Origin of the sequence: Wolbachia endosymbiont of Culex quinquefasciatus Pel, from assembly GCF_000073005.1 — a bacterium.
Taxonomy (GTDB): Bacteria; Pseudomonadota; Alphaproteobacteria; order Rickettsiales; family Anaplasmataceae; genus Wolbachia.
The window spans coordinates 105,013-127,682 of sequence record NC_010981.1; the positions used below are offsets into that span (position 1 = coordinate 105,013).

At 34.9% G+C, this 22,670-nt stretch carries 23 protein-coding genes; 15 read left to right on the plus strand and 8 right to left on the minus strand.

Annotated features, from left to right (window positions below):
* The first annotated feature begins 23 nt into the window (after positions 1-23).
* A complete protein-coding gene (gene pyrF, locus WP_RS00505; RefSeq protein ID WP_012481735.1) occupies positions 24-704 on the plus strand; it encodes an orotidine-5'-phosphate decarboxylase in 681 nt (226 codons plus the stop codon).
* Between the two features lie 431 nt (positions 705-1,135).
* Here pyrF and WP_RS07460 read toward each other — a convergent pair whose 3' ends face one another.
* Positions 1,136-1,288, minus strand: a complete 153-nt coding sequence (locus WP_RS07460; RefSeq protein ID WP_156220886.1) for a hypothetical protein — start codon at positions 1,286-1,288, stop codon at positions 1,136-1,138.
* Positions 1,289-1,455: 167 nt separating this feature from the next.
* On the opposite strand from WP_RS07460, the gene WP_RS00510 reads away from it, so the two are divergent.
* The 11 genes from WP_RS00510 (at position 1,456) to WP_RS00560 (ending at position 11,770) form a co-directional block, all read left to right on the plus strand.
* Entirely contained in the window at positions 1,456-2,619 is a 1,164-nt protein-coding gene (locus WP_RS00510) for a phage major capsid protein (protein ID WP_007302745.1), read from the plus strand.
* A gap of 74 nt (positions 2,620-2,693) precedes the next feature.
* Positions 2,694-3,395, plus strand: coding sequence for a hypothetical protein (locus WP_RS00515; RefSeq protein ID WP_012481736.1), 702 nt, complete (start codon positions 2,694-2,696; stop codon positions 3,393-3,395).
* A gap of 133 nt (positions 3,396-3,528) precedes the next feature.
* A complete protein-coding gene (locus WP_RS00520; protein ID WP_007302743.1) occupies positions 3,529-4,332 on the plus strand; it encodes a hypothetical protein in 804 nt (267 codons plus the stop codon).
* A gap of 126 nt (positions 4,333-4,458) precedes the next feature.
* Positions 4,459-6,171 carry a hypothetical protein gene (locus tag WP_RS00525; protein ID WP_007302742.1) on the plus strand — a complete coding sequence of 571 codons (1,713 nt, stop codon included), beginning with the start codon at positions 4,459-4,461 and terminating at the stop codon, positions 6,169-6,171.
* A gap of 312 nt (positions 6,172-6,483) precedes the next feature.
* Positions 6,484-7,038, plus strand: a complete 555-nt coding sequence (locus tag WP_RS00530; RefSeq protein WP_007302741.1) for a hypothetical protein — start codon at positions 6,484-6,486, stop codon at positions 7,036-7,038.
* Positions 7,039-7,114: 76 nt separating this feature from the next.
* Complete coding sequence (locus WP_RS00535) at positions 7,115-7,987, plus strand: IS982-like element ISWpi16 family transposase (RefSeq protein WP_007301954.1); 873 nt, start codon at positions 7,115-7,117, stop codon at positions 7,985-7,987.
* Between the two features lie 288 nt (positions 7,988-8,275).
* Positions 8,276-9,064 (plus strand): 4-hydroxy-tetrahydrodipicolinate reductase, encoded by a 789-nt coding sequence (gene dapB / locus WP_RS00540; RefSeq protein ID WP_007302740.1) that lies wholly within the window; start codon positions 8,276-8,278, stop codon positions 9,062-9,064.
* Positions 9,061-9,819, plus strand: a complete 759-nt coding sequence (pstB, locus tag WP_RS00545) for a phosphate ABC transporter ATP-binding protein PstB (protein WP_012481738.1) — start codon at positions 9,061-9,063, stop codon at positions 9,817-9,819. Before dapB ends, pstB begins: the two co-directional genes overlap by 4 nt.
* 68 nt (positions 9,820-9,887) lie before the next feature.
* Entirely contained in the window at positions 9,888-10,109 is a 222-nt protein-coding gene (locus tag WP_RS00550; protein ID WP_007302738.1) for a hypothetical protein, read from the plus strand.
* Between the two features lie 65 nt (positions 10,110-10,174).
* Positions 10,175-11,047: an IS982-like element ISWpi16 family transposase gene (locus WP_RS00555; protein ID WP_007301954.1), complete on the plus strand. Its 873-nt coding sequence runs from the start codon at positions 10,175-10,177 to the stop codon at positions 11,045-11,047.
* A 48-nt stretch (positions 11,048-11,095) separates the two neighbouring features.
* The gene (locus WP_RS00560; RefSeq protein ID WP_007302737.1) at positions 11,096-11,770 is read left to right on the plus strand and encodes an ankyrin repeat domain-containing protein; all 675 of its coding nucleotides are present in this window, start codon (positions 11,096-11,098) and stop codon (positions 11,768-11,770) included.
* A gap of 150 nt (positions 11,771-11,920) precedes the next feature.
* Here WP_RS00560 and dxr read toward each other — a convergent pair whose 3' ends face one another.
* A complete protein-coding gene (dxr, locus tag WP_RS00565; protein WP_007302736.1) occupies positions 11,921-13,096 on the minus strand; it encodes a 1-deoxy-D-xylulose-5-phosphate reductoisomerase in 1,176 nt (391 codons plus the stop codon).
* A 27-nt stretch (positions 13,097-13,123) separates the two neighbouring features.
* Positions 13,124-13,618 carry a hypothetical protein gene (locus WP_RS00570; protein ID WP_007302735.1) on the minus strand — a complete coding sequence of 165 codons (495 nt, stop codon included), beginning with the start codon at positions 13,616-13,618 and terminating at the stop codon, positions 13,124-13,126.
* A 313-nt stretch (positions 13,619-13,931) separates the two neighbouring features.
* On the opposite strand from WP_RS00570, the gene WP_RS07615 reads away from it, so the two are divergent.
* Complete coding sequence (locus WP_RS07615) at positions 13,932-15,425, plus strand: WH2 domain-containing protein (RefSeq protein WP_007302734.1); 1,494 nt, start codon at positions 13,932-13,934, stop codon at positions 15,423-15,425.
* Here the strand turns inward: WP_RS07615 and WP_RS00580 are convergent.
* Positions 15,415-16,287: an IS982-like element ISWpi16 family transposase gene (locus WP_RS00580; RefSeq protein WP_007301954.1), complete on the minus strand. Its 873-nt coding sequence runs from the start codon at positions 16,285-16,287 to the stop codon at positions 15,415-15,417. The genes WP_RS07615 and WP_RS00580 overlap by 11 nt on opposite strands.
* Positions 16,288-16,411: 124 nt before the next feature.
* On the opposite strand from WP_RS00580, the gene WP_RS00585 reads away from it, so the two are divergent.
* Positions 16,412-16,606 carry a hypothetical protein gene (locus tag WP_RS00585; RefSeq protein ID WP_007302733.1) on the plus strand — a complete coding sequence of 65 codons (195 nt, stop codon included), beginning with the start codon at positions 16,412-16,414 and terminating at the stop codon, positions 16,604-16,606.
* Between the two features lie 54 nt (positions 16,607-16,660).
* Here the strand turns inward: WP_RS00585 and metG are convergent, their stop codons facing one another.
* The 3 genes from metG to WP_RS00600 form a co-directional block, all read right to left on the minus strand.
* Positions 16,661-18,190 (minus strand): methionine--tRNA ligase, encoded by a 1,530-nt coding sequence (gene metG, locus WP_RS00590; RefSeq protein WP_012481739.1) that lies wholly within the window; start codon positions 18,188-18,190, stop codon positions 16,661-16,663.
* A 126-nt stretch (positions 18,191-18,316) separates the two neighbouring features.
* Complete coding sequence (locus tag WP_RS00595; protein WP_007302731.1) at positions 18,317-19,231, minus strand: DUF1129 domain-containing protein; 915 nt, start codon at positions 19,229-19,231, stop codon at positions 18,317-18,319.
* Positions 19,232-19,312: 81 nt separating this feature from the next.
* Entirely contained in the window at positions 19,313-20,716 is a 1,404-nt protein-coding gene (locus WP_RS00600) for an NAD(P)H-dependent flavin oxidoreductase (protein WP_007302730.1), read from the minus strand.
* A 135-nt stretch (positions 20,717-20,851) separates the two neighbouring features.
* Between WP_RS00600 and coaE the strand changes: the two genes are divergently transcribed.
* Positions 20,852-21,430, plus strand: a complete 579-nt coding sequence (gene coaE, locus WP_RS00605) for a dephospho-CoA kinase (protein ID WP_007302729.1) — start codon at positions 20,852-20,854, stop codon at positions 21,428-21,430.
* On the opposite strand, the gene WP_RS00610 is transcribed toward coaE, so the two are convergent.
* Positions 21,420-22,604 carry a ribonuclease D gene (locus tag WP_RS00610; RefSeq protein ID WP_012481740.1) on the minus strand — a complete coding sequence of 395 codons (1,185 nt, stop codon included), beginning with the start codon at positions 22,602-22,604 and terminating at the stop codon, positions 21,420-21,422. The genes coaE and WP_RS00610 overlap by 11 nt on opposite strands.
* Positions 22,605-22,670: the final 66 nt, after the last annotated feature.

Here is a 22,670-nt window from a genome sequence, read left to right on the forward strand (position 1 = left end):
TATAAAAAAAATTATACAAGATAATGAACCCAATAATATGCGCACTGGATACACAAGATTTGAATGAAGCCATATCTTGGGCTAATGGTCTGCGTGATAAGGTTGGCATGGTAAAACTTGGGTTAGAATTTTTTGCTGCACATGGTCCTTCTGGAGTGAGAGAAGTTGCAAAATGCAATGTACCAATTTTTTTAGATCTAAAATTGTATGATATTCCAAACACTGTAGCTAGAACAGTTGAAGCAATAAAAGCTCTAGATGTTGAAATGCTAACATTGCATATCAGTGGTGGAACAAAAATGCTTAAAGAAGCACTAAGTATAGTGCAAGGAAAGAAAATAAAGCTAATTGGAGTAACAGTACTAACTAGTATGGGCAATGAAGATCTGAGTGAACTCGGAGTAGCAAGGGAGGCAAAATCACAGGTAATTTTGCTAGCAAAGCTTGCAAAAAAGATTGGACTACATGGAGTAGTTTGCTCTGCACTAGAAGCTCAAGAAGTGCGCCAAGAATGTGGTAAAGACTTTAAAATTATTACTCCAGGAATCCGTATGAATCGAGGTCATGATGATCAAAAAAGGACAGCAACACCAAAAGAAGCAATAAATTCAGGAGCTGATTATATCGTAATTGGCAGACCCATTACAGAGAGTAGCAATCCCGCAAGTAGTGCAGAGTTAATATTGAAATCCCTTACTGATTGAAGCAGGGCAGATATAGAGTAAAAGCAACAAACGGTATGTATCCGTTCAGCAGGGTGGCAAAACAAGGTAGACGAGAAAAGATAACTAAATGGGTCAGTGCTTGACCATTTTTCTTTTTTTTCTGGATTCCAGCGTCACGCACTGGAATGACAGGGCTGTGAGTGTCATCGAAGTAGCCGATACAGGCCTTTTTCTTCTGTCATCCCAGTGCCCTGAAACTGGGATCCAGTTAAATTTACAGGTATAAAAGTAATCAACGTTTCTGGTGATGATAGAAAAATGGATCCCAGCTTTATACGGCTACGTACTTTATTTGCACATTCTCCTACTCAGTGAAAAAAAGTGCTTGACACAAAAAAATGGATGCTGTATAGTACTGACAATTAAGTATAATACTTAGCGTGGTGTAATGCTACACTGTTTTTTTTACTTCAACAAGTAATCATTATCATTTTTCTCCCGTTACCAAGCAGCTTACGTTCATTTGTATCTACCATGAAGCCAATGCTAGAATCCAGAAAAAAGACCGGTGAATGGCAGGTACGAGCATTATACGTCACAGTTGTATGAACGTTGTTTACCATGAGGGCGCCTCCCAGCACTGGTTGTAAACAAGCGTTTGAGTTATACTAAGCTGCCATTCACCGGTCTTTTTTCTGAATGCAGGTTGCATGACAACGCTGAGATTACTGATAAAGATTACCTTCAAATTACAATAACTATTCTAATTTTATTTTTAAAGGAGGCTATTATGTCACTTACTGATATCGCTCACCGTGTTAATGAACTTGCTTCATCATGGGAGCAATTTAAATTAATAAATGATCGCAAACTAAAAGAAATCGAAAGCAAAGGACCTGAGCAGCTATGCAAGATAAATAGTAATATTGATAATTGCAAAGAGCGCTTAGATTTTATTGAAACTTCAGCTCAACGCCCAGAGATTAGCACAGATTTTAATACAGGTGATAAATATTTTTCTGATTATATCCGCAAAGGAATGGAAAACAGGTTATCACACAAAACCCTAAGTGGAGATGACAATGATATTGGAGGGTATTTAGTTACTCCTCACATTGTAAAACGGATAAACAAGCGTATAGCTGATTCATCTCCAATGCGGCAAATATGTTCTAGTCAAAGAATCTCTACTGAAACGCTGGATTATATTATAGAAGATTGTGACCGTGCTGGTGCAGGTTGGAGTGGTGAAACAGTAGAAGATGAAGATGGTGGCTATAAATCCAAATATGATTTTGCAAAAGACACAAGTACACCTAAAATTCAAAAGATTTCCATCACAACTTACGAGCTCTATGCTCAGCCGCAAATATCACAAAAATTGCTCGATGATGCATTTGTCAATGTTGAAAGTTGGCTTGTAGAAAAGGTTGCCGAAACTTTCAGTAAGAAAGAGAATGAAGCCTTCATTAAAGGTGATGGCACTTTTCAGCCTAAAGGAATTTTAACTTACGAAAATGGAAATGGTCATAATAAGATAGAGCAAATTAAAGCTGATAAGCTAGACAGCGACGCCATAATGATATTGTACTACTCTCTAAATGAACATTACTCTAAAAATGCATCATTTTTGATGAACAGGAGTACGTTAAAGGACGTGAGGCTACTAAAATCTGAAACAGGTCAGTATCTTTGGCAGCCGAGTTTATCGCTTGAAACTCCAGATACTTTGATGGGAATACCGGTATATCAATCTGCTGATATGCCACCTACAATGATTGCAGTAGCGGATTTCAAACAAGCTTATAAGATCGTGGATAACAGAGGAATGAGAATATTGAGAGACCCTTATACAAACAAACCTTATGTTAGATTTTTTGTTACTAAGCGTGTCGGTGGGGAGGTTGTCAACACCAGTGCTATTAAATTATTGAAAATTGCAAGCAAGTACTAAAATTTTTATGAAATAGTTGACATATTATACTTTTTATGTAATAATTAAATTATTGTTAATTTAAGGAGTAAAATATGTTAGAAAAAATAAAAGAGTTTTTTAAGTCGATTGCAAAAAAAATTGCATCAGGCTGGAAGTGGTTGTTTGGTGGTAAACCAAGTAATGCTAAACAAAATCTATCATCAGAGCAAGGAAAGTTTTCAAGCAAGACATTAACAAAAACTTTGGATAATACAGTTAATCATGAGAAGCCAGTAGCTGCAGATTATTCAATCCATAGTAATGGTGATGACAGTCGAGCTGAGATTACGCAATCTAAGGAACGTGATAAACTACCTATTATTGCCGGTATTTGTGAAAACACACCTGGAACGCTGGAACTATTTGTAAAGATAAAACATGCAAGTAAAGTTTTTTGTGGTGATATAGATCTTAGTGGTAATACTGATCTTAATTGGACTGATATTATTGATCGTTTAAAAGTATATACTCAACACGTCCAGTCCGAAAAAGGAGAAGTATTCCATATTACTTGTGATGAACCTAAAGGTGAGAAAAATGGTGTATTCTTGAATATAAAGTCAGTAGTATCTGGGGATAATAAAACTTCGTCTGACGAATTGGCCGCAATGAAGAAGATCTTAGGTCTGAATGAAAAGCAAGCAACCGTTGCCATAACTCAGATATCTAAAGATCCGATTATAGTTCCTAAATCAGAAATTGCTAGTTCTACAACAACACCAGCTGCTAGTAATGGTCTATGTGTTAGTGCATAATAATTGCAGTAAACCCTTCAAAAGGAGCACCTCCTTTGGTGCTCTTTTTTCTTTATAAGTTTTCTCCATAGGAGAAAATTGACTAATTAAACTTTATATATAATAATTAAATTATTAATTTAAGGAGTAAAGTATGTTAAAAAAAATAAAAAACTTTTTTAAATGGATTGCTGATCACACAGGAATTTCATGGATTGCAAGAAAAATTTCATCAGGTTGGAATTGGCTGTTGAGTAGTAAAAAAAATACTACTCAAGAAAATACATCACCAGAAAGACCTTCAAGTGAGAATAAAAATAAAAGTAATACAATTCCAATTGTTAGCACCCCTATGCAAAATGAGACTGAAGAATCTGTATCTAAAACAGATATAAACGTCGAGCCAGCAGAAAATTTTCCAGAAAGATTAAATGATGAACCTAAAGCAGTAGGTGAGATTAAATTTAAGGATAACCAATTCTTTCTTTCATTAAATAAACCTTTAGCAGAAGGAGAGTATACAAATCTCAATCGTCTCAGTGCTCAATCTAGTTCATTGATTAAACTACTTGTATATGTAAAGTGCGGTAAAAATGAATATAAAATCGTTGGTAATGATAATGGCTTGAGTGAGATCAAAAATGTACTTATAGAAGAAGTAACAAAAAAGAATGAAAATGGTGTGTATTTAAATCTTAATAAAATTCAGAGTAAAAAAGATAACACCTACCGTATAGAAGAAATATTAGGATTGGAGAATGGTGTAACAAAGGTTAAAGTAGATGATATATCTAATCAGCCGTTTGAAGGTACAGCGTTGGAGCAGCATAATCTCAATCCTACTACGGCACAACAAGATGAAAAAGGTACAAAACCAAGTCCAACAATTGGAGTACCAGAAGCACAAACACATTGTACCTCTAATCCGAGCAAAGTAGGAAGCGGTATTATTAATTAGTAAACAAATCCTTCACAAAAGAGCACCTCCTTTGGTGCTCTTTTTCTTTATAAGTTTTCTCCATAGGGAAAATTGACAAATTAAATTTTATATATAATAATTAAATTATTAATTTAAGGAGTGGACATGTTAAAAAAAATAAAAAACTTTTTTAAATGGATTGCTGATCACACAGGAATTTCATGGATTGCAAAAAAAGTTTTATCAGGTTGGAATTGGTTATTTAGCAGTAAAGCAAATGCTGCTCAAAAAAATATATCACCAAAGAGACCTTTAGATGAGAATGTAAATAAAAATAATACGTTGCCAAAAACTCTAGATGGTAATCAACTAATACTGCCAAAGCAGATAGATAGACCCAAAGTTTGTCTTGAAGTTATCGATGGTGAACTACTATTAACTATGATAAATAAAAATTATAAAATCCTTGAAGAGAAACATAAGAATCCATGTCAATATAATGAATTTCATGCATTTGTAAGATGTGAAAGTGGAGATTTTCATATTACCGGCCCTTATCTCTCACAGAAAAGTATAGGTGGTGAGAGGAAGTCTGTGTCAATAACTTCAGTAAAGAAACAAATTGATGAAGGTTCTGTATTAAGTAATCCATTAGAAATGATACGTGTATTAGGCTTAGGTAAAAACAAAGAGTTCGTTAAAGTGGATAAGATAAATTACAAGCCATTAAAAACAAAAAAAACATCAGTAGTAGGTGGGCTTGAATTTGAAGGGAATAACTTTTGGTTAAATTTGGAAGAGTGTATAAACATTAAGGATTATAAAAGTAGTTTAACCAAGAACGCATATCATCCTAAGTTTCTTGTATATCTAAAGTGTAATAAAGGAGAATATTGCATTACTGGTAGGAGTGTTAATTCTCCTGAGTATGTTAAACATTTAATTGTAGAATCGATAATAGAGAAGAACAAAGATGGGAAGTATATCGATAGCGATAAAATATTAGTTCAAGACAGTATTGAGAATGTGAAAAAAATGTTAGGATTGGAGAATGATGTAACAGAGATTAAAGTGGGTAGTATATCTAATCAGCCATTTGAATCTATAACACCTACTATTACGGCACAACAAGCGGGTGACAATACAACTATTGATCCATTGGCAGTAACAAGAGAATCTTCTACTATCAACATTTTTAACGGAAACTTAGAACTACGTCTTGCAGATGATATTCAACAAAATCTAGAGGATTATAAGCATCCAAGAAACAAAGGTAAATATCGTATGAAAATACACTGCAATAAAAATGATTTTAATATTAATTTTAGTAAAAGAGATAACGATGATGGTTCCGTATCTCTAATTATTAATATACTACAAAAAGATAAACTCCAACTTTTTCATGTATGGAAAATGAAAAAGTCCTTAGGCTTCAAGAAAGGTTCAACATTTGTTGTAATAGATTCTATTGAAAGTTTTAAAGCGCCAACAAATAATGGCGTGCCAAGTTCAGAAACTACTAGTCTGGAAGCAAAGAACGCTAACTGTAATAAATCTCTATTAGTTAATGCACATAAAGAAAAAGATGAGCATAATACTGATGCTAGTCACAAGATAATACAACAAGAGGTTAATAATGAGGATAATGAACAAGAGAAGTTTTATGATGCAGAAAAGGAATTAGATGGTGATTTTCATGATGCATTTTTTATTCCAGAAGAAGCAAGATTGAAGTTTTCTCAAGAATTATCTAACTACTTATCAAAAGCAAGAAGCTCAGAAATAAGAAGATTGCTTTGCGATGAAGTAGTACCAAATTCGTTACTTATTCGACTAATAGTTGAAGAAAAGCTTGCGAGTAATAATTGTTCTTGCTAGTTAATTTCATAAAAGAGCATCTTCTTTGTTGCTCTTTTTTTCTTTATAAGTTTTATTCATAGGGAAAATTGACAAATTAAATTTTATATATAATAATTAAATTATTAATTTAAGGAGTAAAGTATGTAGGAAAGTATAAAAAACTTTTTTCAGTCGATTGCTTATCGTACAGGAATCTCATGGATTACAAAAAAAGTTTCATCAGGTTGGAATTGGTTATTTAGCAGTAAAGCAAATGCTGCTCAAAAAAATATATCACCAAAGAGACCTTCAGATGAGAATGTAAATAAAAGTCCAACTGTTAGCACCCCTATGCAAAATGAGACTGAAGAATCTGTATCTAAAACAGATATAAACGTCGAGCCAGCAGAAAATTTTCCAGAAAGATTAAATGATGAACCTAAAGCGGTAGGTGAGATTAAATTTGAGGATAACCAATTCTTTCTTTCATTAAAGAAACCTTTAGCAGAAGGAGAGTATAAAAATCTCAATTGTCTCAGTGCTAAATCTAGTTTATTGAAAAAACTACTTGTATATGTAAAGTGCGGTAAAAATGAATATAAAATCGTTGGTAATGATACGGGCTTTAGTGAGATCAAAAATGTACTTATAGAAGAAGTAACAAAAAAGAATGAAAATGGCGAGTATTTAAATCTTAATAAAATTAAGAGTAAAAAAGATAACGCCTACAATATAAAAGAAATGTTAGGATTGAAAGATGATGTAACAGAGATTAAAGTAGATAGTATTATATCTAATCAGCCGTTTGAAGGTACAGCGTTGGATAAGCATAATCCTATTGCGGCACAACAAGATGAAAAAGGTACAAAACCAAGTCCAACAGTTGAAACCTCAGTTATGGATTAGAAAATAGATAAAAGTATAACTAAGAAGAGGGAAACAGGGTAAACTCGAGTATTTTAGTAATAATAAGAGGTTACCCATGAAGAAAGATATTACAGAACTGTACTGTTGCGTCGAGGATTTTTGTCGTGCGGTAGATGATAATTTTGCAAATAGGTTCTTATCAAACGGCAAAAAACCAACCAGAGTACCAGAAATAGCGCACTCAGAAATTCTAACCATAATCCTGTTATACCATAAATCACCATGTAAAAACTTCAAGGCTTTTTATCTTTGTTATCTTCAGTTATTCTATAGATCAGAGTTTTCAAAGCTGCCTTCATATCACAGATTTATTGCCTTAAAGCCGCGAGTTTTGTGGTATTTAGCATTACTTTTGCAATGGTTCTGTGAACAAGCGAAAATGACCGGCACTTCCTACATCGACACCTCTACGATTGCCGTTTGCCACAAAAAAAGGATCTCTAGGAATAAAGTTTTTAATCATCTAGCAGAAATTAGTAAGAGTACGTATGGTTGGTTTTTTGGCTTCAAGTTGCACTTAGTGATTAACGAAATTGGTGAAATTCAAGCACTTACCCTAACCAAAGGTAACGTTGATGACAGAAAACCTTTACCAACTCTCACTAAAAGACTGACCGGACTTTTGTTTGGAGATAAGGGCTATATAAAGAAAGAGCTTTTTGAGAAACTCTTCGATAGAGGCCTAAAGTTAGTCACTAAAGTAAAAAAAGGTATGAAAAACGCACTAATTTCACTTAAAGAGAAGATTTTATTAAGGAAAAGGTCGATTATTGAGACTGTTTTTGATTCCTTGAAAAACAAATTTGAGATTGAGCATACAAGACATAGATCGCCAACAAATTTCCTAATTCATGTTTTTTCTGTTCTGATTTCCTACTCCATGCAGTCCAAAAAGCCTTCTATTTCTATGCCTTTCTTTATCGGCTAATCCATAACTGAGGTTTGAAGTGCCAGAAGCACAAATATCTAATCCGATCAAAGTAAGAAACGGTTATTATTAAAATAAACCCTTCACAAAAGAGCACCTCCTTTGGTGCTCTTTTTTTCTTTATAAGTTTTCTCCATAGGAGAAAATTGACTAATTACAATTTTTCGTATCAATTTTCAATAGATTCATCGATGTATAGCTATAGTTTTATCAGTGTAAGGCTAAATATGCTAAGCTTATAAAGATGACAAAGCTTCAAAAAAAGCCTAACATAGTGGAAAAAGCTTTATGAAAATCAGAGTTGGAGTAATAGGCTGCTTAGGCAGAATGGGTAAGAAAATACTCAATGAATTAATTACGAATACCAAAGTGGAAATAGCAGGTGCTGTTGCTCGCTTGGGCAGTGAGTATATAGGCTTAGATATTGGGCCTATTGTAGGCAATAATTGCAATTTAGGAATCAAAATTACAAGTTCTATTAGTGAGGTATTTGAATCGTCCGATGTTGTAATAGATTTTACAACTAAAGAATGTATGCTAGAATGCCTTAAGGCGGCCGTGAAATTTAAAAAACCGCTAGTTAGTGGCACAACTGGAATAGAAGGTCTAAATTTAAAAGACTATGCTGCTAAAGTTCCAATATTATGGTCAGCAAATATGAGTATAGGAGTTAATGTGTTGCTGAAATTGGTAAAAGAAGCTGCCAAGCTTTTAGGTAATGAGTATGACGTTGAAATTTGGGAAATGCATCACAATTTAAAAAAGGATTCACCATCTGGAACAGCTATAGAGTTTGGTAAAGCAGTTGCTAACGCTGCAAAAGTGGATTTTGAGCTCAATCAATATTCACATAATAATTCAAATATAAGAGGGAAAGGAGGAATAGGCTTTGCAGTATCTCGTGGAGGTGGAGTAATAGGAGATCACAGTGTCATGTTTGTCAATTACGATGAACGAGTAGAATTAAATCACAAGGCAATTGATCGTACAACGTTTGCTAGAGGGGCGGTTCAGGCAGCAATATGGTTGTGCGAGAATAAAACTCCAGGACTTTATTCAATGCAGGATTTAGTATGAACGATAAATACGCTTTCGTTAAAAATTTAAATCTTTGGTATGGCTCTAAACAAGTTTTATTCGATATAAATTTGAATATTTGCAAAAAGAAAGTCACAACTTTTATCGGACCTTCTGGGTGCGGTAAATCGACATTTTTGCGTTGTTTTAATCGTATGAATGATTACGTACCTGGATGTAAAGCGACCGGTGAGCTGGTAATCGATGGGCTGGGTAATATATATTCACGTGATATGGATGTTGTATTGCTCAGAGCAAAAGTTGGTATGGTATTTCAAAAACCCAATCCTTTTCCAAAGTCAATATATGATAATGTTGCTTATGGGCCTAAATTGCATGGCATGGTGAAAAATAAGCAAAAATTAGATGAAATAGTAGAAAGTAGTTTAACTAAGGTTGGTTTATGGGAAGAGTTGAAAGATAGATTGCAAGATAGTGCACTAAATTTATCTGGTGGCCAGCAACAAAGATTATGCATTGCTCGTGCAATTGCAGTAAAGCCAACTATTTTATTAATGGATGAACCATGCTCTGCTCTTGATCCAATGGCAACCAATGCAATCGAAAATCTTATACAAGAATTGAAATTGAGGTTCACCATAATTATGGTAACTCATTCGATGAAGCAAGCTAAAAAATTATCTGACAGCATAGTTTTCTTTTGCAATGGCAAGATTGTTGAATTCGGAAGTACTCAAGAAATCTTTGAAAATGCTCAGTCTCCTTTAACGAAGGAGTATATTCTGGATCATTAGCTTAATAATTGATATTTTAATTCTTTCTATGTATAATTTTATCAAGTTTATTGTGATAGGGGGTTAAAATGTTTAGTACAAGTGAAGCAACAAAAAAGTTGTTTAAAGCTATTGAATTTCAAAATGCTAGTGGTGAAAGAATAACACCTGAGGAAGCTTGGAATCATTTTCAACAAGCATTGAAAGAAGGAGCGAATGTTAACGCTTTTGAGGATGGGATGACACCTTTGATGTGCATTATTTCAGCTTTTGTTACTAGTAACCTCAGTTATGGATTAGAAAATAGATAAAAGTATAACTAAGAAGAGGGAAACAGGGTAAACTCGAGTATTTTAGTAATAATAAGAGGTTACCCATGAAGAAAGATATTACAGAACTGTACTGTTGCGTCGAGGATTTTTGTCGTGCGGTAGATGATAATTTTGCAAATAGGTTCTTATCAAACGGCAAAAAACCAACCAGAGTACCAGAAATAGCGCACTCAGAAATTCTAACCATAATCCTGTTATACCATAAATCACCATGTAAAAACTTCAAGGCTTTTTATCTTTGTTATCTTCAGTTATTCTATAGATCAGAGTTTTCAAAGCTGCCTTCATATCACAGATTTATTGCCTTAAAGCCGCGAGTTTTGTGGTATTTAGCATTACTTTTGCAATGGTTCTGTGAACAAGCGAAAATGACCGGCACTTCCTACATCGACACCTCTACGATTGCCGTTTGCCACAAAAAAAGGATCTCTAGGAATAAAGTTTTTAATCATCTAGCAGAAATTAGTAAGAGTACGTATGGTTGGTTTTTTGGCTTCAAGTTGCACTTAGTGATTAACGAAATTGGTGAAATTCAAGCACTTACCCTAACCAAAGGTAACGTTGATGACAGAAAACCTTTACCAACTCTCACTAAAAGACTGACCGGACTTTTGTTTGGAGATAAGGGCTATATAAAGAAAGAGCTTTTTGAGAAACTCTTCGATAGAGGCCTAAAGTTAGTCACTAAAGTAAAAAAAGGTATGAAAAACGCACTAATTTCACTTAAAGAGAAGATTTTATTAAGGAAAAGGTCGATTATTGAGACTGTTTTTGATTCCTTGAAAAACAAATTTGAGATTGAGCATACAAGACATAGATCGCCAACAAATTTCCTAATTCATGTTTTTTCTGTTCTGATTTCCTACTCCATGCAGTCCAAAAAGCCTTCTATTTCTATGCCTTTCTTTATCGGCTAATCCATAACTGAGGTTAGTAATAACGAGGAACATCAATATTTAGAGCTTATGGCTAAGTTGCTTGTACAGCATAAAAAAATTGATGTAAATATTAAAAGCAAGCAAGCTGTTATGGAGAGAAGACCAAAGGAACATGATGGTTATCCAGTTTACGAATTTGAGGAGAGAGAAGTAGTAGATAGGAGTCCATATCTTCGCTGCATATACCTTGACAATTCACAACCTGTTAATGAAGGATTTATACCTCAAAATTATGCTCGTGCAGAGGAGGAAATTAAGACCGGCAAGAAGGAAAAAAATACAGCTCTACACATTGCTTGCAAGTTGGGAAATGTAAACATGATAGAAATATTACTTACACATCCAAATATCAAACCTAATATTAAAAACTATGAAAACAAAAGTCCAAGAAATTGTATTGCAGGACATGTCAAGAAAGCAATAGAACCAGAATTCCTAAAGATAGAAGCAGTCGCTCAAAAAAGGAAACAAACTAATTATGCTTGTGCTTTTTTGTTATCTGGAGTATTTGCTGTTGGTCTATGTTTCGTAGTTGACAACCCAGTTCCACTTGCTGCAACTTCGTTGCTTTTTTTTGCAATAGGATGTGGTTTTCTGTATAGAGCAAATACAGTTATTAATGATGTAAGCTTCTCTCAAGTTATTGTGAACGAACGTGCTAGTGATTTATCTGTTCAGGTAAGGTGTCATTCCAGCACTTGATGCTGGTTTTCATTTAATCTCATTGAATTTAGCATAAGCTCAGTTTACTTGTAAATTTTTCTGGATCCCAGTGTCAGCTACTAGGATGACAGGAGTATGAAATGGGGCTACTTGACCATTTAGTTGTCTTTTCTCGTCTACCTTATTTTATCACTCTACTGAACAGATACCTTTACTTTTTATGATTTCATTGGCAAGAATACGGCTTTCAAAATCGACACTTATTATGTCGGATAGTGAGTTAATATCAGAGTACTTGTCAAAGTTTTCTATTGTTGATTTTACTACCTCTACTACTTCTAAAAAGCCGATTCGTGACTTCAAAAATTCGTTAACAGCTATCTCATTTGCAGCGTTCAAAACAATACTATTTGTATGTGGAGAAGAAGAATTTAACACTTCCATGCTTAGCTTTAGTGAAGAAAAACATTTGTGGTCTGGTTCTTGAAAGGTCAATTTTTTTTGTTTTGTTAAGTCTAACTTGTAGTTCAAAGTTGATCTTTCTGGCCAAGACAAAGCATATGCAATGGGAATTTCCATATCAGTTTCTGCAAGCACAGCAAAGCTAAACCCATCCTGGTAAACTACAACTCCATGTACTATCGATTCAGGATGCACTACTGCTTCAATTCTATTTGGGCTAATTTTAAACAAATGATGTGCTTCTATTATTTCTAGTGCTTTATTCATCATTGTTGCACTATCAACTGATATTTTCTTTCCCATTTTCCAAGTAGGGTGACTTAGTGCCTGATTTACTGTGATATTTCTTAATTGTTCAAGGCTATAATTTAAAAATGGTCCACCAGAGGCAGTGAGTATAATCTTTTCTACACATTTATCATCATTTTGCAAAACTTGAAAAATTGCGTTGTGTTCAGAGTCGATGGGAATTATTTGTACGCTCCTTTCTTTAGCTTTTTTAAGTAGTAACTTACCACCGCAAACAATACTCTCTTTGTTTGCTAGAGCAATAACTTTAGTACCGCTTTCTATAACCTTTATAACTGGCTCAAGGCCTGCGATGCCAACTATTGCAATAACTGAGAGATCAACGGGTAGAGAAGCAACATTTGCTAGACCTGGAGCACCAACTTCTACTTTGACGTTTGTACCAAGTAGATCTTCTTTTAAATCTTTGTAGAACCTTTCATCAGAAATGGCAGCATATTTTGCATTAAGTAGATTTGCCTGTTGTGCTAGCAGAGCAAAGTTAGAATTGGCACTTAGTGCTTCCACCTGATATTCTTCCTTTCTCTTTAAGAGCAAATCTACAGTCTTTTTTCCAATGCTTCCTGTTGATCCTAAAACTGAAACTTTTTTCACTAATTACAATAAAATCTTCTTAGTTATTTAGTAACCAAGCTCATGATCATCACCAACAGATGGTGAAGGACCAGGTGAAAAAGATTGGCCATGATGATCACCTGCATCATGCATATCATGCAAACCATCAGCACTATGAGCCATTTCATTGCTAGCGTGGGGATAATCATCCGGATGATGCCCCTCATCACCGTAGTCCATACCCATTCCTTCTGATGGCATATCTTCTCCACCACCACCTGAAAAATATTCAGCAAGACTTTCAAGAAATTTTATGCCAAACATATTACCTGATTTCCCAAATAACGTTACTAGACTGCTACCACTTACCAAACCTTCAAACACATTATTATAAGCAGCAATTGCTCCTTCATGAAAGTTGAACATCCACTTCATTCCATCCACAATTGTTGCAACAGAGTCACTATGACCAAGACCGAAACCACTTTTCTCACTAGCGGCTTCCTGGTGTTGCTGCTGTGCCTGCCATTCTGCAATATTTGGACCTTGTGCTTCACTCATAAACTTTTATTCTAAGCCTTAAGCTATTATTTTACCAAAAACACTGTAAAATATCAATTGTTTAAGAGAGGTTATCTAAAAATAGCTAACACTAAGCTATTTTTATGATTCTGAATACCAAAACATCGATAATGTGCTGTAGTAACAAAGTGATGACTTGAGGTTTAAAACAGCTTCTATTTCTTCTTAGAAGACTGCTCCTCTCTCTTTTCTTTTTATTATATATTATCTTAGTATTAACTTACTCATAAATTATTGACAAGTACTAATAATTTAATTATCATTAATATAATATTAATAATAAGGAAGAAAAATGCTTACTAATGATTTATCTAATAGTAACACACCATCATCAGCTCCGCCACCACCCCCACCTCCACCACCTGCAAATTGGGAAAAAAATCGGAAGCCAGCGAAAAATAACGATAAAGATGGAAAATCTCCTAGTGTTACTGCAGAAAAAAGCAGCAGTGGCAATAAGCCAAGAAGAGATCAATCTAAGAGTCCTGTTCAACAATCATCTCTTAATTTTGCAGAAAATCCACTATTTAAGAAAAAACAAGAAGAACATAATGTAAATAGCGAAACTGCAGATGAAGGAAGCAAGAATAGTATTCATGTTAAGAATCCAGAAATAGCGCTCAATCATAAAGAAGAAGATAATGCGAGTGACAAAACTAAAAATGATAGAAGCAATACTAAACAGGTTATGCCGAAAAAACCTATGACTGAACAACATAATGGTGTACACTCTGATAGTGAAAATCAAAAGTCATCTGTAGCAGAACAAAAAAAGGCAACTGGCTTAAAATATTCAATTGCTATTTTATTATTATGTACATCCAGTACTGTAGCTGGAGTATACACGTGTTTCATCATTTTAGAGGTATTAAGTAGTGCTGCAGTGCCAGTGTCTTCTGCAGTTATTGCTTTTGTTTCTGCATCGGTTATGTTGAGCTTAGCTGCATATCTTATCAATTCACACCTTTCTGCAATAAACAGCGAGAAAGGAGTTGATCCTGGTAGAAAACAATCACAAGATTTACAGAAAGCAAAAGGACTTGAACACAGCAATACTCATACATCATCACTTTCAGTAACGCTTGGAACATCCAGTGCACCGCCACCACCACCTCCTCCATTGCCACAAAATGCTGCACCACTACCATCTCCTCCTACAGCTTCCAAGTATACGGAGAAACCTAAGAATTGTGCACCAAAAAATGCTAATGAATCTGAGCATGATCGTTCTGCTCTGTTTGCGCAGATAAGAGAAGGTGTTATTTTGAAGCCAGTTCCAAAGGATGGTTTAAAAATACCTCAAAAACAAGAGGAGGAAAGTGTTGCTGAAAAGCAAGAGAGCGACGTACAATCGCGAAACAAAGAAGTACATCAAATAAGGAAAGTTGAAAATCAAAAAACTGACAAAGAGCAAAACAATAGTGAGAGTATTCAACAAGGAAATTATATGAATGAGGGTTTGAAAAGCAAAGTTCTAAAGCAAAGAAATAAAAGTGGTTTTCAAGATGAAGAGCTAGATTCCTTAGACAAACAAGATGATTCTCTTTGTAGTTTGGAAGAATCACTTATAGAACCAAATAACACGTCCAATAAAGAGCTAAAGAAACCCGTACAACCGCTAAACTTATCAATAGTATTAAAGAATATAATGTCCAGTGAAAATCCATTACTAAATAGCCCTAGTAATAATTTATTGAGCAATAGTAGTAATGTATCTGATGATGAAGAGTGGGATACATCCCAAGATTCTATGTCTTTTCAACCTCAGTTATGGATTAGCCGATAAAGAAAGGCATAGAAATAGAAGGCTTTTTGGACTGCATGGAGTAGGAAATCAGAACAGAAAAAACATGAATTAGGAAATTTGTTGGCGATCTATGTCTTGTATGCTCAATCTCAAATTTGTTTTTCAAGGAATCAAAAACAGTCTCAATAATCGACCTTTTCCTTAATAAAATCTTCTCTTTAAGTGAAATTAGTGCGTTTTTCATACCTTTTTTTACTTTAGTGACTAACTTTAGGCCTCTATCGAAGAGTTTCTCAAAAAGCTCTTTCTTTATATAGCCCTTATCTCCAAACAAAAGTCCGGTCAGTCTTTTAGTGAGAGTTGGTAAAGGTTTTCTGTCATCAACGTTACCTTTGGTTAGGGTAAGTGCTTGAATTTCACCAATTTCGTTAATCACTAAGTGCAACTTGAAGCCAAAAAACCAACCATACGTACTCTTACTAATTTCTGCTAGATGATTAAAAACTTTATTCCTAGAGATCCTTTTTTTGTGGCAAACGGCAATCGTAGAGGTGTCGATGTAGGAAGTGCCGGTCATTTTCGCTTGTTCACAGAACCATTGCAAAAGTAATGCTAAATACCACAAAACTCGCGGCTTTAAGGCAATAAATCTGTGATATGAAGGCAGCTTTGAAAACTCTGATCTATAGAATAACTGAAGATAACAAAGATAAAAAGCCTTGAAGTTTTTACATGGTGATTTATGGTATAACAGGATTATGGTTAGAATTTCTGAGTGCGCTATTTCTGGTACTCTGGTTGGTTTTTTGCCGTTTGATAAGAACCTATTTGCAAAATTATCATCTACCGCACGACAAAAATCCTCGACGCAACAGTACAGTTCTGTAATATCTTTCTTCATGGGTAACCTCTTATTATTACTAAAATACTCGAGTTTACCCTGTTTCCCTCTTCTTAGTTATACTTTTATCTATTTTCTAATCCATAACTGAGGTTTTTAGTGTGATAATATAAAACAAGAGAAAATGAAGAATAGGGATAATTATCCATATTCAGCTTCTTCTTCAACAAAACCAGGTGAGGTAGAAGATTCATCAAATCCTCCTGTAGCCGAGATCATAAAGCAGCTTGATCAAAACAAAAATAAAGTCATTTCTTCCAAAGTAGACAACGGTATAAACACATCAAAACAGCAAGGTACCTTTGTTAGATTCTGTTGAACTAAGCAAATTAACTACACAACGACCAATTCAGCCTGGTTTACTAAGGGTTCTTTAAATATCAAACCTCAAAAAAATCGGCGTAGGTTTAGGCAGTGTAATGCCTAAGCTTACACATGCGTTGCACAGAGATTTTAAATCACGTTGTTCTTTTGGAATTTGCAACTGATCGAGTATCATTTTTGCTGACTTTGGAACAATTGGCTGCAGCAAAATGCCAATCATTCTAATGTATTCAAGTAACTTGTAGATTACTAAATCCATGCGCTCTCTATCGGTTTTACTGAGTGTCCAGGGTGCACTTTTATCTATGTAAGCATTGGCCTTGGAAGAGATATTGATAATCAGGAGTATAATCTGGTTAAATTCATACTTTGATAGATGATCCATTACTTGATCAATTATGGCTTTGCAATTTGGTAAACTCTCATCATCTTTAAGCAAATTGCGGTCGACCACTGGTACAACTCCAAAGCATTGCTTGTGCAGAAATGAAATTGTTCTTTGCACTAAATTGCCTATATTGTTTGCCAGCTCTGAGTTTATGCGGCTGATCATGTTCTTCTTACTGAAATTACCATCTTGACCGAAACTTGCTTCCCGAAGGAGAAAATAGCGTAGTTGATCAACACCAAACTCTTCTGCAAGATTAATTGGATCTATAACGTTACCAAGGGATTTGGATATTTTTTCCCCCTCGTTTAGCCACCAACCATGAACTGCAATTTGCTTTGGCAGTGGTAAATCTGCTGCAAGAAGAATAGCTGGCCAGTATACAGCGTGAAAACGCAATATGTCTTTACCGATCACATGAACGTTGAAGGAGTTTGTCCAAAACTTCTTATATTCCTCATCTTCTATATTAGGAAAGCCTATTGATGTGAGATAGTTAGTGAGCGCATCTATCCAAACATAAATTACGTGCTTGTCATTCTCTGGTACTTTTATTCCCCAATTAAAACTAGTACGAGAAATCGAAAGGTCAGTAAGTCCTGATTTTACAAACGATACCACCTCGTTTTTTCTGCTCTCAGGAAAGATGAAATTCGGCTGATTTTCGTATAACTCTAGTAATTTATTTTGCCAACTTGATAAACGAAAAAAGTAGCTCTCTTCTTTTATCCACTGAACTTCAGCACCTGTTGGCGCTCTGCCATATATCAACTCTGATTCCTGATAAAACGCTTCATCACGAACTGAATACCAACCTGAGTAAGAATCCAGATATATTTGCCCTCTCTCTTCAAGCCTATTCCACAGAGCTATAACTGCTTTTTCATGACGTTCTTCTGTGGTGCGAATAAAATCATCATAATCAAAGTTCATTAGCTCAGCTAATTTTCTGAACGTAACACTTATTTCATCTGTAAATTCTTTTGGCTCTATTCCCTTTGTTTTAGCTGCTTTTTCAATTTTTTGTCCATGTTCATCTGTACCAGTAGTAAATTTGACGTTCTTTCCAGCTAATTTCATAAATCTAGCTGCAACATCACAGATAAGGGAAGTATATGCGTGGCCGATATGTGGCTTGTCGTTTACGTAATATATTGGCGTAGTGATGTAAAAGCTCTCAAATTGCTCCATTTTGTACTAGTTTAAAGCTTTATCGTATCTGCACTAGTAATAAAAATCAATACATATCCTACCAGACAAGCAATCTGAAAATCCATTATACCGCTGCGCGTTGCAGCGGTATCCTCGATTAGTAACTTATGGTTTAGCAGCACAACCTCCAAACTGTTGTGTCGCATTAGGATCACCAAATGCATACCCAGGTGTGCCATCATAAGAAGGAGCACTTGGAGCAGTATTAGGATCTTGAGGAGAGTAAGGAGGTGGTGGTTCAAGATTAGAAGAATCTCCCAAATCATATCCAGGTTCTGATTTATGATAGTTAATTACCGCTTCTTCAGCCTTCTTAATATTTTCTGACTCTTTCTTATGTTTCATATGAAAAGCCACACCACCAGCAAGACACACAAGAGAATTAATGCCAAGAATGACTAAACCCCAAACTGGTAAGACTGGGTTAATAGCGCAACCTATCAAAGCTGCTAAAGAAATTGCACCAACTGCAAATTCTATATTTTTGAACATTTTAAGTTGACTATCTAGATAATCTATTTTTTCTGACTTTCTAGCCGTTTTTTCGCTGCTGTTGTACCAAACACACATTAAAGCATGGAAAGCAACACACGCAACTACAGCTACTATCCCTAAAGCTAATAATTTCCTGCTGTCTTCTGAGTCTTTTTTCTTATCTTCTCTGCTTTGGTAGCTAACAGTATCAAAACCAGGGTTATTTATAACTGTAGTACGACCACCAAACAGGTTGCTAAGTAGTAAATAATCCCAAAAATCTAAACCTCTATTATCGTTTATATGTACGTGCGTGACTTGAGGGCCTGTAGTTTGTTGCCTATTGCTTCTATCATATTCTGTACTGTGCTGATCATTAGTTGGATTACTGCGCTTAAATCCCTTATACGTATCTTCAAAAATTTTATCACTCCAGTTCTCAATATTTTGCATAGCACAAAAACATAAAAATTCTTGAACACCATTGTCACTGCCATTTTCTTTTATATAGGCAAGTGCATACCTTTTTAAAACACTATCACGCATAAAAATTCCCCCAGAATTAAGATTAAATTAATAAAGAATTATTATAACAGAGTAACGTTTTCTTGTCAATTCAACCATACCCTAATACCCAGTTAATATCCTTTCCACCAATTCTTTTACTGTCGGTACGTAGCCATTCTCATAAAATGGGTCTTGCTTAAATCTGTACACATTGTGTCCAGAAAACATGAGTTCATTTTCAACATTGCCGTCATGTACAATGTTTTGCAGTGTCTTTTGTATACAGAAACTCCGTGGGTCTGGCTTTCGCCCTGTTGAATGGTCACCATGATCTTTCCAATTGCTAAACAGACAATGGCTTAAACATCCCATGCAATTAATTTGATCTTGTCTTATTTCCGCAAATTTGCCTGGTGTCACAAAAATAACAGTTGTATCTGGAGTTTTCATTACCTCTGTATACCCTGCTTTAATCCATGCATTTGCTAGCTCTTTGTCTTTTGCAGTGAGGTAAATCTTTCTACCTCTGCTACCCATTGCAAATTCATTATTAAACTCTCCACTCACATTTTCTGAAAATTTCATTTGACGTGAATTTCGTTCCTGTAGCTCATATATGAAGCTATTTCTTACTGCAGATGAGTAAAATCCTGTCGGACTAAATTTGTTTAAAAATACGTCACCTTCTTCTAAAGTGAGTAATTTCTTTTTCCACTCTGTAGAAATCGGGCTTTCTTTCGTCAAAAGCGGACGAGTACCAAATTGAAAAGCTATTGGTCCGATTTGTGAATTTTCAAACCAATGTTCCCAATCCTTTAAATGCCACACTCCCCCTGCCATAACAATTGGCGTTTCAGCAAGACCAATTTCGTTCATGAAAGACCTAAGCTCTGCAACTCTTTCAAATGGAGCCTGTAGTAATTCCGGATCTTCACTATTACTCAAGCCATTGTGACCACCAGCAAGCCACGGATCCTCATATACTACTCCACCAAGTAAAAAAGAAGATATTTTTTGGTAAGCACGTTTCCACAACGCTTTAAAAGCGCGCGCCGATGAGATAATAGGGTAGTAATAAACTTGATATTTAGCTGCAATTTCTCCAAGCCTGTAAGGCATACCAGCACCGCAAGTGATGCCATGAACTAAGCCTTTTGCTTTTTCTAATATGCCATGAAGGACTTGTTCTGCTGCTCCCATTTCCCAAAGCACGTTCATATGTATTCTTCCACGACCCTTTGATATTTCATTCGCTATTTTTGCTTGACTAACTCCAGCCTCAATACTATACTTAATTAACTCTTCGTGCTTTTCATTTCTTGTTTTACCTTTATAAATTAGTGGTACCAGCTCGCCATTGTCATCGATAAGTTTAGCATTTGCACCAGAAAACGTACCAACAGCATCTGCTGCAGCGAATGCTCCACTTGACCTTCCATCACTGACTGCAATGCCTTTGCCGCCCTCGATGATTGGCCATACTTCCTTCCCTGAAATTGCTATCTTTTTTATCTTATTTTTCAAAATTTCCTCTTAATCTTTCACTCTATTTTACTTGATTGCTAAAAAAATAATAGCTTTTCTTTTAATGCACACAAATTCAGTTTTAAGTAGACATAACAGCTACGACACATATTCTTTTTAAGAAGTCTTTGATATATGATAATAGGTCTAACAGGTGGAATTGCAGTCGGAAAGAGCTTTGTAGCCAATTGCTTTAAAGAATTTGGTGCCGCTTTGTTTGATGCTGACTCTGTCGTACACCAGCTTTATAAAGTGGACAAAAACATAATAAGTTATGCAGAAGAAAAATTTCCTGGGGTAGTAGTAAATGGAAAAATTGATAGAACAGTATTGTCTAAATATTTTTTAGCACATGATGAAAATTGGAAGCAATTCCAGTCTTTAGTACATTCCGCTGTGCAAAATGAATTAGAATTTTTTATTGCTCATGAGAAAGAAAACAACAGAAAACTTCTAGTTCTAGACATTCCACTCCTGCTGGAAACGAGATTCCATTTGTATTGCGATTTTATTGTTTTTATCCATGCAGATAGCGTTGTGCAAGCTCAAAGGATTAGTGAGCGTAATATGGATAAAAAAAAGCTGGATCTAATGTCTAGTATTCAGCTCCCTATTGAAGAAAAAAAGCAAATGAGCGACTTTATCATCGATACCAGCGCAAATGTTCTTTCTCAAGTGAAAGATATAATAAACTCGTTAGACCTCAACACGTGATACGGTTATTCTCCACAAGATTACTCCGAATTTTAGCTGTACTATCAGCAGATTTTACCATTAAAATTTCAAACCTTGAGCCTGCATTCAAAAACGATTCTACTGATCTGCCGAAAAAATCATATCTCCATCCCTTGAACAATTTATCTATCTTCCCAGATATTGATCCAGCTAACTCATCTTTTGACGAAACTAACTTTCTCGATATGTTATTTTCCTTACATTTGCTCTCTAAAATAATCGAGAGTATATCAAAGACAGATTTATCATAATTATCCGACAGAGTATAATTTTGCTGCACAAATTCCTTCTCATTCTCATTGAAAATATCTATAAATTCTAATAAATCTTCCTCTTTTATATTTTTTGTGTTTCTCTTAAGGTCATCTAAAATGTCATCAATATGTTCCACGTTTTTTTCAATTAAACCAGTTATTACGGCATTATTGACTACCTTATTACGATTTATATTGTAACGCTGTGCTAAGGTCTCTTGCCACTCACTAACTGCTTTAACAGTTAACATCAACCTTGGATTTGCTTCATAATTAAATTTAATCCTCTTCCATGCATCTTTTGGATTATGCAAATACTTATTGACATCAACTATTGATTCCATCTCTTCTTGAAACCAGCCCATCCTATTATTTTCTTCAAGTTTATTGCACAATATTTGGTGTAGGTCATATAGGTGTATCACGTCATTTACTGCATAATCTAATTGATCCTCAGATAATGGCCGTTTTAACCAATCTGAATTTTTAGCTTTAATTTTATCCAGCGCTACCCCCTGATATTGCTCTACTACTTTTGAATAACCAATAAAGTCGTGATAATAATGACAAAACATAGCAGCAACTTGGGTATCAAAAATGGGAGTAGGAACACATTTAAGCACGGTGAGTAAGGATTCTATGTCTTGCCGACAACTATGAAAAACTTTGGTTATTTCTCGATTCAGCATTATTTTCTTAATAAGCGATAAGTCAATTCCCGGTACTAACACATCTACAATAAAACTCTTCTCTCCGTAAGAAATTTGAATTAGTGATAATCTAGGATAGTAGGTTAAATTGTTTCTAATAAACTCTGTGTCCACTGCTATAAATTTTGGATCTTTTGCCATCAATTCTTCACATGCATTCTCCAGCTCCGATGTCGTACTAATTAGCATATATTTTTTATTCAGTGGCTATATTTTACCACTTATATTGAATATTTACAATTGATTGAAATTGAG

Coding starts and splice junctions, on each gene's coding strand:
- pstB (WP_012481738.1), top strand. CDS start 9,061: ATGAACGATAAATACGCTTTCGTTAAAAATTTAAATCTTTGGTATGGC.
- WP_RS00515 (WP_012481736.1), top strand. CDS start 2,694: ATGTTAGAAAAAATAAAAGAGTTTTTTAAGTCGATTGCAAAAAAAATT.
- WP_RS00510 (WP_007302745.1), top strand. CDS start 1,456: ATGTCACTTACTGATATCGCTCACCGTGTTAATGAACTTGCTTCATCA.
- WP_RS00560 (WP_007302737.1), top strand. CDS start 11,096: ATGGCTAAGTTGCTTGTACAGCATAAAAAAATTGATGTAAATATTAAA.
- WP_RS00525 (WP_007302742.1), top strand. CDS start 4,459: ATGTTAAAAAAAATAAAAAACTTTTTTAAATGGATTGCTGATCACACA.
- WP_RS00595 (WP_007302731.1), bottom strand. CDS start 19,231: ATGCGTGATAGTGTTTTAAAAAGGTATGCACTTGCCTATATAAAAGAA.
- WP_RS00585 (WP_007302733.1), top strand. CDS start 16,412: ATGAAGAATAGGGATAATTATCCATATTCAGCTTCTTCTTCAACAAAA.
- WP_RS00570 (WP_007302735.1), bottom strand. CDS start 13,618: ATGAGTGAAGCACAAGGTCCAAATATTGCAGAATGGCAGGCACAGCAG.
- WP_RS00535 (WP_007301954.1), top strand. CDS start 7,115: ATGAAGAAAGATATTACAGAACTGTACTGTTGCGTCGAGGATTTTTGT.
- coaE (WP_007302729.1), top strand. CDS start 20,852: ATGATAATAGGTCTAACAGGTGGAATTGCAGTCGGAAAGAGCTTTGTA.
- WP_RS00550 (WP_007302738.1), top strand. CDS start 9,888: ATGTTTAGTACAAGTGAAGCAACAAAAAAGTTGTTTAAAGCTATTGAA.
- WP_RS00530 (WP_007302741.1), top strand. CDS start 6,484: ATGCAAAATGAGACTGAAGAATCTGTATCTAAAACAGATATAAACGTC.
- metG (WP_012481739.1), bottom strand. CDS start 18,190: ATGGAGCAATTTGAGAGCTTTTACATCACTACGCCAATATATTACGTA.
- WP_RS07460 (WP_156220886.1), bottom strand. CDS start 1,288: ATGGTAAACAACGTTCATACAACTGTGACGTATAATGCTCGTACCTGC.
- WP_RS00610 (WP_012481740.1), bottom strand. CDS start 22,604: ATGCTAATTAGTACGACATCGGAGCTGGAGAATGCATGTGAAGAATTG.
- WP_RS07615 (WP_007302734.1), top strand. CDS start 13,932: ATGCTTACTAATGATTTATCTAATAGTAACACACCATCATCAGCTCCG.
- WP_RS00555 (WP_007301954.1), top strand. CDS start 10,175: ATGAAGAAAGATATTACAGAACTGTACTGTTGCGTCGAGGATTTTTGT.
- pyrF (WP_012481735.1), top strand. CDS start 24: ATGAACCCAATAATATGCGCACTGGATACACAAGATTTGAATGAAGCC.
- WP_RS00580 (WP_007301954.1), bottom strand. CDS start 16,287: ATGAAGAAAGATATTACAGAACTGTACTGTTGCGTCGAGGATTTTTGT.
- dapB (WP_007302740.1), top strand. CDS start 8,276: ATGAAAATCAGAGTTGGAGTAATAGGCTGCTTAGGCAGAATGGGTAAG.
- WP_RS00520 (WP_007302743.1), top strand. CDS start 3,529: ATGTTAAAAAAAATAAAAAACTTTTTTAAATGGATTGCTGATCACACA.